This window comes from Noviherbaspirillum humi (genome assembly GCF_900188095.1).
GTDB lineage: Bacteria > Pseudomonadota > Gammaproteobacteria > Burkholderiales > Burkholderiaceae_D > Noviherbaspirillum > Noviherbaspirillum humi.
On sequence record NZ_FZOT01000004.1, the window covers coordinates 180,104 to 193,428 of the forward strand.

The 13,325-nt window shown below is 61.0% G+C and carries 9 protein-coding genes and 3 tRNA genes; 10 read left to right on the top strand and 2 right to left on the bottom strand.

Translation table 11 applies throughout. The annotated features are described in order from the left end of the window. Entirely contained in the window at positions 1-834 is an 834-nt protein-coding gene (hpnD, locus tag CHB88_RS09225; protein ID WP_089399027.1) for a presqualene diphosphate synthase HpnD, read from the bottom strand. A 30-nt stretch (positions 835-864) separates the two neighbouring features. After that, positions 865-1,695, bottom strand: coding sequence for a squalene synthase HpnC (gene hpnC, locus CHB88_RS09230; protein WP_089399028.1), 831 nt, complete (start codon positions 1,693-1,695; stop codon positions 865-867). Positions 1,696-1,845: 150 nt separating this feature from the next. On the opposite strand from hpnC, the gene CHB88_RS09235 reads away from it, so the two are divergent. From CHB88_RS09235 to CHB88_RS09280, 10 genes are all read left to right on the top strand, one after another. Next, entirely contained in the window at positions 1,846-2,994 is a 1,149-nt protein-coding gene (locus tag CHB88_RS09235; protein WP_245844861.1) for an efflux RND transporter periplasmic adaptor subunit, read from the top strand. Beyond that, complete coding sequence (locus tag CHB88_RS09240; RefSeq protein ID WP_089399030.1) at positions 2,991-6,086, top strand: efflux RND transporter permease subunit; 3,096 nt, start codon at positions 2,991-2,993, stop codon at positions 6,084-6,086. Before CHB88_RS09235 ends, CHB88_RS09240 begins: the two co-directional genes overlap by 4 nt. 177 nt (positions 6,087-6,263) lie before the next feature. Then, positions 6,264-6,350: transfer RNA gene (locus CHB88_RS09245), tRNA-Leu, on the top strand. A gap of 29 nt (positions 6,351-6,379) precedes the next feature. Continuing rightward, entirely contained in the window at positions 6,380-7,729 is a 1,350-nt protein-coding gene (gene tig, locus CHB88_RS09250) for a trigger factor (protein ID WP_089399031.1), read from the top strand. A gap of 30 nt (positions 7,730-7,759) precedes the next feature. Beyond that, positions 7,760-8,386 (top strand): ATP-dependent Clp endopeptidase proteolytic subunit ClpP, encoded by a 627-nt coding sequence (gene clpP, locus CHB88_RS09255; protein ID WP_089399032.1) that lies wholly within the window; start codon positions 7,760-7,762, stop codon positions 8,384-8,386. Between the two features lie 186 nt (positions 8,387-8,572). Then, positions 8,573-9,841 (top strand): ATP-dependent Clp protease ATP-binding subunit ClpX, encoded by a 1,269-nt coding sequence (clpX, locus tag CHB88_RS09260; protein ID WP_089399033.1) that lies wholly within the window; start codon positions 8,573-8,575, stop codon positions 9,839-9,841. A gap of 239 nt (positions 9,842-10,080) precedes the next feature. Next, positions 10,081-12,489 (top strand): endopeptidase La, encoded by a 2,409-nt coding sequence (gene lon, locus CHB88_RS09265; RefSeq protein ID WP_089399034.1) that lies wholly within the window; start codon positions 10,081-10,083, stop codon positions 12,487-12,489. 229 nt (positions 12,490-12,718) lie between these two features. Continuing rightward, on the top strand, positions 12,719-12,991 hold the full coding sequence (locus CHB88_RS09270) for an HU family DNA-binding protein (RefSeq protein ID WP_089399035.1): 273 nt from the start codon (positions 12,719-12,721) through the stop codon (positions 12,989-12,991). A 93-nt stretch (positions 12,992-13,084) separates the two neighbouring features. Continuing rightward, positions 13,085-13,160: transfer RNA gene (locus CHB88_RS09275), tRNA-Val, on the top strand. Between the two features lie 27 nt (positions 13,161-13,187). Next, positions 13,188-13,264, top strand: a tRNA-Asp gene (locus tag CHB88_RS09280). The last annotated feature ends 61 nt before the right edge of the window (positions 13,265-13,325 follow it).

The following is a 13,325-nucleotide window of genomic DNA, read 5'->3' on the forward strand; positions in this document are numbered from 1 at the left end:
TCATCCCCGCACATAGGTCTTCCACGCCAGCCACAGCTTGCGGATCGGCGTCAGCGATATTTTCTGCTGCAGCACATGGAAGCCGTCCCGCTCGATTTCATCCAGCAGGGCATGGTAGATGGCGGCCATGATGAGGCCGGGACGCTGGGCCTTGCGGTCCCGGGCCGGCAACAGGGTAAAGGCTTCGTCGTAGAGCGTGCGCGCACGCTCGGCCTGGAAGCGCATCAGCTGCTCGAATTTCTCGCTGTGGCGGGCATTCAGGATGTCGGCGGCGGTGACGCTGAAGCGTTGCAGTTCATCCACCGGCAGGTAAATGCGGCCCTTGCGCGCGTCCTCGCCGACGTCGCGGATGATGTTGGTGAGCTGAAAGGCCAGTCCCAGCTTTTCGGCGTATTTCAGGGTGTCCGGATGGGTGGCGCCGAAAATGCGCGCCGAAAGGATGCCGACCACGCTCGCCACGTGCCAGCAGTAGCGCTGCAGACCGGCGAAATCGAGATAGCGGGTCTGGTCGAGGTCCATTTCCATGCCATCGATGATCGCCAGCAGGTGCCTTCCCTCCAGTCCGTAGGTCGCCATGTGCGGCTGCAATGCGCGCGTGACCGGATGCGTCGGGTGGCCTTCCAGCATGAGGCCGATTTCCCTGCGCCACCAGGCCAGCTTGGTCCGCGCCACCGAGGGATCCGAGGTTTCGTCGACGGTGTCGTCGACTTCCCGGCAAAAGGCATAGAGCGCAGTGATGGCGCGGCGCCGTTCGGGCGGGAGGAACAGGAAGCTGTAGTAGAAGCTGGAGCCGCTTTGCACGGCTTTCTGCTGGCAGTAATCGTCGGGAGACATGTATCGTTGGAAATGAGTCAATCCGCTATGCTAGCCGACTTTGTTGTCGGCAGTCATGCCTAGCGCGCGCCAGGCCATGATCAGCCAGTCCTTGCGCCCGAGCTTGGGGCGGTGCCGGAAAACGTCATGGTTGGCCATCTCGATGCGCTCGAGGATGCGCAGCCCGCCCTGGACCACCAGCCTCAATTCCCAGCCGACGCGTCCCGGCAGGGCGAGCGCCAGCGGCGCGCCGGAAAGCATCATGCTGCGCGCCCGCTCGATTTCGAAGGCCATCAGTCGGCGCCAGGCGTCATCGGCCTTGCCGGCAGCGATCGACGCTTCGCTGACGCCGAAACGGCGCAAATCTTCCTGCGGCAGGTAGACCCGTTCCTTGTCCCAATCGATCGCCACATCCTGCAGGAAATTGATGATCTGCAGCGCGGAGCAGATGGCGTCCGACTGGCTCAACCCGGCGGGCGCCGTCGCGCCATACAGATGCAGCATGATCCGGCCCACCGGGTTGGCCGAACGCCGGCAGTAATCCAGCAGGCCGGCGAAATCCGCGTAGCGCTTGATTTGCACATCCTGCGCGAAGGCCGATAGCAGGTCGCGCAGCGGCTGCAGCGGCAGGCGGTAGTCCCGCACCACGGCGGCGAGGCGGGCGAACATCGGCGACTCCGGCGTTTCGCCGCATTCGATGCGCCGCAACTGCGCTTCATAGTCTGCCAGCGCGGCCAGCCGCTCGGCATTGCTGGCCGTGCCTTCGTCGGCAATGTCGTCGGCGCTGCGGGCAAAGGCATAGACCGCCGTCACCGCCGGCCGCAAGTGCGCCGGCAGCAGCAGGGAAGCGACGGGAAAGTTTTCGTAGTGTTCGACCGACATTGCCAGAGGGTAGCGGGAGAAATCGAATCAAATCGAATGCGATTGCAAATCTTCAAGTTTATAATTACTAACCTTGCGGTCATTAACTCCCTCGCGGGATGTCGATGCCGGTTCGTCGAAAATTAGATGCCGAATCATAAAGGAAATACCATGTCTTCCCGCAAATCGTTGCGCCGTCCCGCCTTGGACCGCTTTCCATTCATCCGCACGGCAATGCCGGTGCTCGCCGCCTGTCTGCTGCTGGCCTGTTCCAAGCCGGTGGAAAAGACGGAAGACGTGCGCCCGGTGCGGGTGATGAAGATCGCGGCCGGCAGCGTCGATGCCAGCAGCGAGTTTGCCGGCGAGGTGAGGGCGCGCATCGAATCGCGGCTGGGCTTTCGCGTCGGCGGCAAGATCGTATCGCGCAAGATCGATGTCGGTGCGACGGTGAAGCGCGGCCAGGTGCTGATGGAGCTCGATCCACAGGATCTGCGCCTGGCGCAGACCCAGGCCCAGGCGGCGCTGAAGGCGGCGCAGACCAACCGTGATCTGGCCAAATCCGAGCTTGAACGCTACCGCGACCTGCGCGCCAAGAACTTCGTCAGCCAGGCGGTATTGGAGAGCAAGGAAGGCGCCTATCAGGCGGCGCAGGCAAGCTATGACCAAGCGGTCGCCGCGCTGCGCAACCAGGCCAACCAGGTCGGCTATGCCACGCTGGTGTCGGATGCGGACGGCGTCGTCACCGCCATCGATGCCGAGGTCGGCCAGGTGGTCAGCGCCGGCACGCCGGTGGTGCGAGTGGCGCAGCTGTCGGAGAAGGAAGTTGTGATCGGTCTCCCGGAAGACAAGGTCGATGCGCTGCGGGGCGTGACCGACGTCCGCATACGCACCTGGGCCAATGCGGAACAGGTATTTCCCGGCAAGGTGCGGGAAGTGTCACCCGTGGCCGATCCGGCTTCCCGAACCTATACCGCCAAGATTTCGATTCCCAATGCGCCGGCCGAGGTCAAGCTGGGCATGACGGCCTATGTCGGCTTCGTGCAGAAGGCGGCGGGCAACGTGATCCGCCTGCCGTTGGCGGCGCTGGTGCGCGACAAGGAGGCCAATGCCGTCTGGCTGGTCGAGAACGGCGCGGTGCGCCAGGCGCCGGTAAAGGTGGCCGGCCTGGACGGCAACGACGTGCTGGTGGCTGGCGGATTGGCGCCGGGCCAGACCGTGGTGACCGCCGGCGTCAATCTGCTGAAGCCTGGACAGAAAGTGAAACTGCTCGACCCCAAGGCTGACCCGGCCGACCGCTCCGACGCCGGAGCGGCGAAATGAAGGGCGGCTTCAATCTTTCGCGCTGGGCGCTGGAGCATATCCCGCTCACGCGCTACCTGATGGTAGTGTTGCTGATCGGCGGCATCCTGAGCTATGGCAGGCTCGGGCAGGATGAAGATCCCCCGTTCACTTTCCGCGCCATGGTGGTTCGCGCCATCTGGCCGGGCGCCACCTCGCTGCAGATGGCGGAGCAGGTGACCGACAAGCTGGAGCGCAAGCTGCAGGAAACGCCCTATATCGACACCATACGCAGCTACTCCAAGCCGGGAGAGACGCTGATCATCCTGCAGCTGCGGGAATCGACGCCGCCCAAGGATGTGCCCGGCGCCTGGTACCAGGTGCGCAAGAAGATAGGCGACATCCGCGGCACGCTGCCCGCCGGCGTGCAGGGACCGTTCTTCAATGACGAATTCGGCGATACCTATGGTTCCATCTTCGCCGTGTCGGGCGACGGTTTCAGCTATGCCGAAGTCAAGGACTACGCCGACTTCATTCGCCAGCAGTTCCTGTCCGTGCCGTCGGTCGCCAAGGTCGAGCTGTTCGGCGTGCAGGATGAGAAGGTCTACATCGAATTCTCCAGCAAGAAGTTTTCCCAGCTCGGCATTTCGCTCGACAGCGTGGTGGCGCAGTTGAATGCGCAGAACGCGGTGGAAGCCGCGGGCATCCTTGCCACACCCACCGACAACCTGCAGATCCGCGTCACCGGCGCAGTCGCCAACATGGCCGACCTGGAAAGCCTCCAGCTGCGCGCCGGCGCCACCAACTTCCGGCTCGGCGACTTTGCCACCATCCACCGGGGCTACAAGGATCCGCCTCAGGACAAGATGCGCTTCAACGGCAAGGAAGTGATCGGCCTTGGCATTTCAATGGAAAAAGGCGGGGACATCATCGAACTCGGCAAGCATCTCGAAGCCGCCGTCACCGACCTCAAGGCGAAGCTGCCGGTGGGCATCGAGCTGGAGCGGGTGTCCGACCAGCCGAAGGCGGTCTCGTCCTCGGTGAACGAGTTCCTACGCACCCTGACCGAGGCCGTGCTGATCGTGCTCGGCGTCAGCTTTATTTCGCTGGGCCTTCACACCAAGCCGTTTCGCCTCGACGCCCGTCCCGGCCTGGTGGTGGCGCTCACCATCCCGCTGGTGCTGGCAGTGACCTTCCTGTTCATGAGCATCTTCAGCATCGACCTGCACAAGATTTCGCTCGGCGCGCTGATCATCGCGCTCGGCCTGCTGGTGGACGACGCCATCATCGCAGTGGAAATGATGGTGCGGAAGATGGAGGAAGGATTGTCGCGCTTCGAGGCCGCCACTTTCGCCTACACCTCGACCGCGATGCCGATGCTGACCGGCACCCTGATCACCGCCGCCGGCTTCCTGCCCATCGGCCTGGCGAAATCCGCCGCGGGCGAATACACCTTCTCCATGTTTTCGGTGAATGCGCTGGCCCTGCTGATTTCCTGGTTCGCCGCGGTGCTGTTCACGCCCTATATCGGTTACCTGCTGCTGAAGGTGAAGCCCGCGGCAGGCGCGGATGGCCACCATGAGCTGTTCGATACGCCGTTCTACCGCCGCTTCCGCGCCCTGGTGAACTGGTGCGTGGAATGGCGCAAGACCACCATCCTGCTGACCTTGGGCGTGTTCGCCCTCGGCGTGCTCGGCTTCCGCGTCATCGAGCAGCAGTTCTTCCCCGATTCGAGCCGGCCGGAATTGATGGTGGAACTCTGGCTGCCCGAGGGTTCTTCCTTCGCCGCGACCGAAGCGCAGGCGAAGAAATTCGAAGCCTTCATCCGCAAGCAGGAGGGCGTGGAGAGCGTGACCAGTTACGTCGGCACCGGCAGTCCGCGCTTCTATCTGCCGCTGGATCAGATCTTCCCGCAAACCAATGTGTCGCAGATCGTGGTGCTGCCGCGCGACCTGAAGTCGCGCGAGGCGCTGCGGGCGAAGATCATCGACGTCTTCAAGACCGATTTCCCGGAGGTGCGCGGCCGGGTGAAGCTGCTGCCGAACGGTCCGCCGGTGCCATATCCGGTGCAGTTCCGCGTCACCGGCACCGACGTCTCCAAGGTGCGCGAGATCGCCGACAAGGTGAAGGAGATCATGCGTGCCAATCCCAATACCCTGGGCGTGAATGACAACTGGAACGAATCGGTGAAATCGATCCGGCTCGAGCTCGACCAGGACAAGCTGCGCGCCCTCGGCATCACCTCGCAGGCGGTGATGCGGGCGGCGAACACGGTGCTAAGCGGCAGCGTGGTCGGACAATTCCGGGAAAAGAATCGGCTCATCGACATCGTGGTGCGCCAGCCGCAGGATGAACGCTCGACGGTGCAGGCGCTGTCGGAGACGACTCTGCAGACGCCTGCCGGGCGCCCGATCACCTTGTCCCAGGTGGCGCGCGTGAGCCTGGTGTGGGAGCCGGGCGTGGTCTGGCGCGAAGGGCGTGAATGGGCCATTACCGTGCAGTCGGACATCGTCGAAGGCATCCAGGGCCCGACGGTGTCGTCGCAGATCGAACCCAGGCTGGCGGCGCTGCGCGCCGAACTGCCGCCCGGATACGGCATCGAACTCGCCGGCGCCGCCGCCGACAGCGGCAAGGCCCAGGCCTCGATTGCCGCCAATGTGCCGCTGGTGATCTTCATCATCTTCACGCTGCTCATGCTTCAGCTGCACAGCTTCTCGCGTGCGGTGCTGGTGTTCCTCACCGGGCCGCTCGGCGTGGCCGGCGCTGCGCTCGCACTCCTGCTGCTGCAGCGGCCGTTCGGCTTCGTCGCCCAGCTTGGCGTGATCGCCTTGTTCGGCATGATCATCCGCAATTCGGTGATCCTGATCGACCAGATCGAGCACGACATTGCCGAGGGCGTGCCGGCCTGGGATGCGATCGTCGGCTCGGCGGTACGCCGCTTCCGGCCCATCATCCTGACTGCGGCGGCAGCGGTGCTGGCCATGATTCCGCTGTCGCGTTCGGTGTTCTGGGGGCCGATGGCGGTAGCCATCATGGGCGGCCTCGTCATCGCCACGGGATTGACGCTGCTGTTCCTGCCGGCCTTGTATGCGGCCTGGTTCCGTGTCAGGCGAAACCCGGCAAAACCGGCATGACAGGCCGCCCCCCGTCATCAAAAGGAGAGGCGTTTCGCAAAAAAATCCAGTAAAATGCCGGATTGAAGTTAAGAAGCTATTAACAGGCTTTCCAGGGCGACCGGTTGACACTTCAGGTCGCCCTTTGCTTTTATACCCCGGTTGCCGAGTTTTCAAGGGCGGCCGGCGCGAAATCCTGCGAGGATGGCGAAATTGGTAGACGCACCAGGTTTAGGTCCTGACGCCAGCAATGGTGTGGGGGTTCGAGTCCCCCTCCTCGCACCACAGATCATTTCATTTTTTGGACGATTCACATGGCAACTGCAGTCGAAACCCTGGAAAAACTCGAGCGCCGCATGACGATCACCCTGCCGCTGGCAGATGTGAGGGCGGAAGTTGAAAAACGCTTGAAGGTTCGTGCCCGCACAGCGAAGGCACCCGGTTTCCGTCCGGGCAAAGTGCCGATGAAGATGGTCGCCGCACAGTACGGTTTCCAGGTCGAAACCGAAGTGCTCAATGACAAGGTCGGCCGTGCGTTCAACGACGCCGCCACCGAAAACAACCTGCGCGTCGCCGGCCTGCCGAAGATCGAACCGAAGTCCGGCGAAGGCGTGGCCGAGGATTCCGTCGCGTTCGATGCCACCTTCGAAGTCTATCCGGAAGTGAAGATCGGCGACCTGTCCCAGGTTGAAGTGGAAAAGGTCGTCAGTGAAGTCACGGACGCCGAAATCGACAAGACCATCGACATCCTGCGCAAGCAGCGCGTGCACTACCACGTCAAGGGCGAGCAGGGTGCGCACGGCGATGGCGGCGCCGACCAGTCGGCCCAGAACGGCGATCGCGTTACCATCGACTTCGTGGGCAAGATCGACGGCGTCGAATTTGCCGGCGGCAAGGCGGAAGACTTCACCTATGTGCTGGGCGAAGGCCGCATGCTGCCCGAGTTCGAGGCTGCAACCATCGGCCTGAAGGTTGGTGAGTCCAAGACCTTTCCGCTCACTTTCCCGGCCGACTACCACGGCAAGGATGTCGCTGGCAAGACTGCCGAATTCACCATCACCGTCAAGCGCATCGAGTGGGCGCACATGCCGGAAGTCGACAGCGACTTCGCCAAGTCGCTCGGCATCGAGGACGGCGATCTCGCCAAAATGCGCGAAGACATCAAGGCCAACCTGGAGCGCGAAGTGAAGAACCGCGCCAAGGCCGGCACCAAGGACAGCGTGATGAACGCGCTGATCAAGGTTGCCGAGCTGGACGTGCCGAACGCGCTGGTGCAGCAGGACGTGGAGCGCCTGGTGCAAATGACCCGCGAAGACATGGCCCAGCGCGGCATGAACGTCAAGGACATGCCGTTCCCGCCGGAGCTGTTCACCGCCCAGGCCGAGCGCCGCGTCCGCCTCGGTCTGATCCTTGCCGAAGTCGTGAAGGAAAACAAACTGGATGCGACTCCGGAGCAGGTCAAAGCGCAGATCGAGGATTTCGCGCAAAGTTACGAAGATCCGCAACAGGTCCTGAAGTACTACTACAGCGACCGTCGCCGCCTGGCTGAAGTCGAGGCCCTTGTTTTGGAAGAAAACGTCGTTAACTATGTCCTTGGCAAGGCGAAGGTGACCGACAAGGCGGTTTCTTTCGATGAATTGATGGGCAACAACGCACAGGCTTAAACGTTTGTGCGCACTCCTTAAGGAAAGCACATGACAGGCATGAACCGAAATTCTGCGCTCGATACCGAAATGCTCGGTATGGTGCCGATGGTAATTGAGCAGAGCGGCCGCGGCGAGCGCGCCTACGATATCTACTCGCGCCTGCTGAAGGAACGGGTGATCTTCCTGGTCGGCCCGGTGAATGATCACACCGCCAACCTGATCGTCGCCCAGATGCTGTTCCTGGAAAGCGAAAATCCGGACAAGGACATTTCGCTGTACATCAACTCTCCGGGCGGCTCGGTGTCTGCCGGCATGGCGATTTTCGACACCATGCAATTCATCAAGCCGGATGTCTCCACCCTCTGCACCGGCTTGGCTGCATCGATGGGTGCTTTCCTGCTGGCGGCGGGTGCGAAGGGCAAGCGTTTCTCGCTCCCCAACTCGCGCATCATGATTCACCAGCCGCTGGGCGGCGCTCAGGGCCAGGCATCGGACATCGAGATCCAGGCACGGGAAATCCTGTACCTGCGCGACCGCTTGAACAACATCCTGGCTGAAAAGACCGGTCGGTCGGTGGAACAAATCAGCAAGGATACGGACAGAGATAACTTCATGTCCGCTGTCGAGGCGGCCGAATATGGCCTGATTGACAAGGTGCTGACCAACAGGGCTTGATCCCTGAATCGGTAACCGATTGCAATGATGCCCGGATGGCTTGTCCTCCGGGCATTTGTCTTATTCGGGGCGCTTCTGCGCTGTTGCGCTTTGTCCGGTATCCTTTGAGCGGTGTCGTGACGAATCGCGATTTCGCGGGTAATATCGTCCCAAAACTTTCACTTCTTAGTCTTAAACTTTGTCCCCATGTCAGACAAAAAATCCTCCAGCGGTGAGAAACTGCTTTACTGCTCCTTCTGCGGCAAAAGCCAGCATGAGGTGAAGAAGCTGATCGCGGGTCCCTCGGTATTCATTTGCGACGAGTGTATCGACCTGTGCAACGACATCATCAGGGACGAGGCTTCCAGCATCGAGTCGGTTTCCGGTCCGAAATCCGATCTGCCCACGCCGCAAGAAATCTGCGACTTGCTGGGTCAGTACGTGATCGGCCAGGAAACTGCCAAGCGCATCCTTTCGGTGGCCGTCTACAACCACTACAAGCGTCTCAAGCATCTCGGCAAGAAGGACGATGTCGAACTCGCCAAGAGCAACATCCTGCTGATCGGCCCGACCGGTTCCGGCAAGACCTTGCTGGCGCAGACGCTGGCCCGCATGCTCAATGTGCCTTTCGTCATCGCCGATGCCACCACGCTCACCGAAGCGGGCTATGTCGGCGAGGACGTCGAGAACATCATCCAGAAGCTCCTGCAGAACTGCAATTACGAGGTCGAAAAGGCGCAGAAGGGCATCGTCTACATCGACGAGATCGACAAGATCTCGCGCAAGTCGGACAACCCTTCCATCACTCGCGACGTGTCCGGCGAAGGCGTGCAGCAGGCGCTGCTGAAGCTGATCGAGGGCACCATGGCCTCGGTGCCGCCTCAGGGCGGGCGCAAGCATCCGAACCAGGATTTCGTCCAGATCGACACGACCAACATCATGTTCATCTGCGGCGGCGCCTTCGACGGTCTGGCCAAGATCATTTCCAATCGCTCGGAAAAGAGCGGCATCGGTTTCTCCGCCAGCGTAAAGAGCCAGGACGAGCGCAACGCCAGCGAAAAGCTGATGAGCGCCGAACCCGAGGATCTGATCAAGTTCGGCCTGATTCCGGAACTGGTCGGACGTCTGCCGGTGGTCGCGACCCTGAGTGAACTAAACGAGGACGCGCTAATCCAAATCTTGCTTGAGCCCAAGAATGCATTGATAAAACAATATGCGAAGCTGCTCCAGATGGAAGGAGCGGAACTTGAGGTTCGGCCGGCAGCGCTGCACGCCATTGCGAGAAAGGCACTGGAACGCAAGACGGGTGCGCGCGGACTGCGTTCCATTCTCGAACATGCTCTGCTGGACGTGATGTTTGAACTTCCGAGCCAGCAGAACGTTGCCAAGGTCGTGATCGACGAGAACACGATCGTGAATGGAGCCAAGCCCTTGCTGATCTATCATGAGCAGCCTAAGGTGTCTGGCGCCAAGTAAGCCGGCGCTCGTCAGGCTGGTCAGTCAAGCATGATTGTGCCCACTTTGCTGAAACTCGCTGAAATTTGATCGCACATCAATCTTCAGGCTTCCATCGAAAAGCCACCCGAGGGCAACTTCGCGTGTGGCTTTTTTCTTTGGCTGCTTAACCTGGAGTAATATCTGGATTGTTGCTGCATGGACTTGAGATTTGGCTGCTTGGGCCCACATCATCAACAAGCTCTTAAATAAGGTTCGCCATGACGACTACACCAACATTCTCTGAACATACTCAATTGCCGTTATTGCCGCTGCGGGACGTGGTTGTGTTCCCGCATATGGTGATTCCGCTGTTCGTCGGTCGTCCCAAATCCATCAAGGCGCTTGAGGCCGCGATGGAGCAAGGCAAGAGCATCATGCTCGCCGCCCAAAAGGCGGCTGCCAAGGATGAGCCTTCTCCCAACGATATTTATGACATCGGCTGCGTTGCCAACATCCTGCAGATGCTCAAGCTGCCGGACGGCACCGTCAAGGTACTGGTGGAGGGCGCGCAGCGTGCCCGTATCCACCGCATCGACGAGAGCGATACCCATTTCGTCGCCGACCTGACCCCGGTGGAGTCGGAGCCGGGCGACGAGGCGGAAGTCGAAGCGATGCGCCGCGCCATCGTGCAGCAGTTCGACCAGTACGTGAAGCTGAACAAGAAGATTCCGCCCGAGATCCTCACCTCGCTTGCGGGCATCGACGACGCCGGCCGCCTGGCCGACACCATCGCCGCGCATCTTCCGCTCAAGCTCGAGCAGAAGCAGGTCATCCTCGAAATCTTCAACGTCGCCAAGCGCCATGAGCATTTGCTCGGCCAGCTCGAAGGCGAACTCGACATCCTCCAGGTGGAGAAGCGCATCCGCGGCCGCGTCAAGCGCCAGATGGAAAAATCGCAGCGCGAGTACTACCTGAACGAGCAGGTCAAGGCCATCCAGAAGGAACTGGGCGAGGGCGAAGAGGGTGCCGATCTCGAGGAACTCGAGAAGAAGATCATTGCCGCCAAGATGCCGAAGGAAGCCCGCGAGAAGGCGCAGGCCGAACTGAAGAAGCTGAAGCTGATGTCTCCGATGTCGGCTGAAGCCACCGTGGTGCGCAACTACATCGATACCGTGGTTGGCCTGCCCTGGAAGAAGAAGTCCAAGGTCAACAACGATCTGGCCAATGCCGAACAGGTGCTCGAGGGCGAGCACTACGGCCTGGAAAAGGTCAAGGAGCGCATCCTTGAATATCTCGCCGTGCAGCAGCGCGTCGATAAGGTGAAGGCGCCGATTCTGTGCCTGGTGGGCCCTCCTGGGGTGGGCAAGACCTCGCTCGGCCAGTCGATCGCCCGCGCAACGAACCGCAAGTTCGTGCGCATGGCGCTGGGCGGCGTGCGTGACGAAGCCGAGATCCGCGGCCACCGTCGTACCTACATCGGCTCCATGCCGGGAAAGATTCTGCAGAGCCTGGCCAAGGTCGGTGTGCGCAATCCGCTGTTCCTGCTGGACGAGGTGGACAAGCTCGGCATGGACTTCCGCGGCGATCCGGCTTCGGCGCTGCTGGAGGTGCTCGACCCGGAGCAGAACCACACCTTCTCCGACCATTACATCGAAGTCGACTTCGACCTGTCGGATGTGATGTTCGTGGCGACGTCGAACTCCTACAACATTCCGCCGGCGCTGCTGGACCGGATGGAAGTGATTCGCCTGTCGGGTTACACCGAGGATGAAAAAGCCAACATCGCGATGCGCTATCTGCTGCCCAAGCAGGTGACGAACAACGGGCTCAAGGAAGACGAGATCAACGTCTCCGAAGCTGCGATCCGCGACATCATCCGCTACTACACCCGCGAAGCCGGCGTGCGTTCGCTGGAGCGTGAAATCTCCAAGATCTGCCGCAAGGTGGTCAAGATGCTGCTGCTGAAGAAGCAGGATCGCAAGGTAGCCGTGACGCCGAAGAACCTGGATAAATTCCTGGGTGTGCGGCGCTACGATTTCGGCGTCGCCGAAAAAGAGAACCAAGTCGGCCAGGTGGTTGGCCTAGCCTGGACCGAGGTTGGCGGCGACCTGCTGACGATCGAGGCGGTGAACATGCCAGGCAAGGGCAACATCATCCGTACCGGTACGCTGGGCGACGTGATGAAGGAGTCGATCGAAGCCGCCCGCACCGTGGTGCGCAGCCGCTCCAAGCGTCTCGGCATCAAGGAAGAGCTGTTCGAGAAGAACGACATCCACATCCATGTGCCGGAAGGCGCAACGCCGAAGGATGGTCCTTCCGCCGGCATCGCCATGACCACTGCCATGGTGTCGGTGCTGACCGGCATTCCGGTGCGCGCCGACGTGGCGATGACGGGCGAGATCACCCTGCGCGGCGAAGTGCTGCCTATCGGCGGCTTGAAGGAGAAGCTGCTGGCGGCGCATCGCGGCGACATCAAGACGGTGCTCATCCCCGAGCAGAACGTCAAGGATCTGGCGGACATTCCTGACAACGTCAAGAACAAGCTGGAAATCATTCCGGTGCGCTGGATCGACAAGGTGCTGGAAGTCGCTTTGGAGCGGCAGCCTTCGCCAATGAAAGAAGAAGTGCCGGTCGAGGCGGTTGCCAAGAGCACCGATGCCGCCGAGACGGGCGTCATCAAGCACTGATCAAGCGATTGATCGACGGGGCTTCATCCCCGCTTGCAAAAAGCGACCTTCGGGTCGCTTTTTTATTGGCCGATCGGTTCTCGACAGAAGTGTTGTGTCATCGCTGTGCACAGTCGTATTCCTTGACAGCATCAAGAGCCCCTAGTTAAATTGCAACCCTGGTTTTGACCGCGAGTCAGTAGGCTCGCAGTGAGAAGTCAGGAAAAAACAATTTAGTGAGGAGGCATAGTTGAACAAGAACGAATTGATCGAGCATGTGGCGAAGACGGCCGACATCTCGAAAACGGCGGCGGCACGGGCAGTCGATGCCATGATGGGCGCAGTCACCACTACCTTGAAGGAAGACGGCAGCGTGACCCTGGTCGGGTTCGGCACCTTTTCCGTCGGCAAGCGGGAAGCGCGCCGCGGCCGCGACCCGCGCACTGGGAGCGTGATCGAAATCGGTGCGGCGCGCGTGCCGAAATTCCGGCCTGGCAAAGGCTTGAAGGAAGCGATCAACTAGCCTGTCGCCAAAAGTTGTTGTAGAATAGCGGTCTTTACGGCGAGGTGACAACAGCCGTAAGTGCAGTCTGATTTGCGTGGCTAAGTCTCGTTTGGGTGCTTAGCTCAGTTGGTAGAGCGGCGCCCTTACAAGGCGTAGGTCGGGAGTTCGAGCCTCTCAGCACCCACCAGTCAGCTTGCATGCAGTGCCAGTTTCAGGAGTGGTAGTTCAGTCGGTTAGAATACCGGCCTGTCACGCCGGGGGTCGCGGGTTCGAGTCCCGTCCACTCCGCCAAAACCGAGAAAAGGCGAACGTAAGTTCGCCTTTTTTCTTATGGGATAGAATTTCGCTCTCT

Coding starts and splice junctions, on each gene's coding strand:
- CHB88_RS09235 (WP_245844861.1), top strand. CDS start 1,846: ATGTCTTCCCGCAAATCGTTGCGCCGTCCCGCCTTGGACCGCTTTCCA.
- lon (WP_089399034.1), top strand. CDS start 10,081: ATGACGACTACACCAACATTCTCTGAACATACTCAATTGCCGTTATTG.
- hpnD (WP_089399027.1), bottom strand. CDS start 834: ATGTCTCCCGACGATTACTGCCAGCAGAAAGCCGTGCAAAGCGGCTCC.
- clpP (WP_089399032.1), top strand. CDS start 7,760: ATGACAGGCATGAACCGAAATTCTGCGCTCGATACCGAAATGCTCGGT.
- CHB88_RS09240 (WP_089399030.1), top strand. CDS start 2,991: ATGAAGGGCGGCTTCAATCTTTCGCGCTGGGCGCTGGAGCATATCCCG.
- hpnC (WP_089399028.1), bottom strand. CDS start 1,695: ATGTCGGTCGAACACTACGAAAACTTTCCCGTCGCTTCCCTGCTGCTG.
- clpX (WP_089399033.1), top strand. CDS start 8,573: ATGTCAGACAAAAAATCCTCCAGCGGTGAGAAACTGCTTTACTGCTCC.
- tig (WP_089399031.1), top strand. CDS start 6,380: ATGGCAACTGCAGTCGAAACCCTGGAAAAACTCGAGCGCCGCATGACG.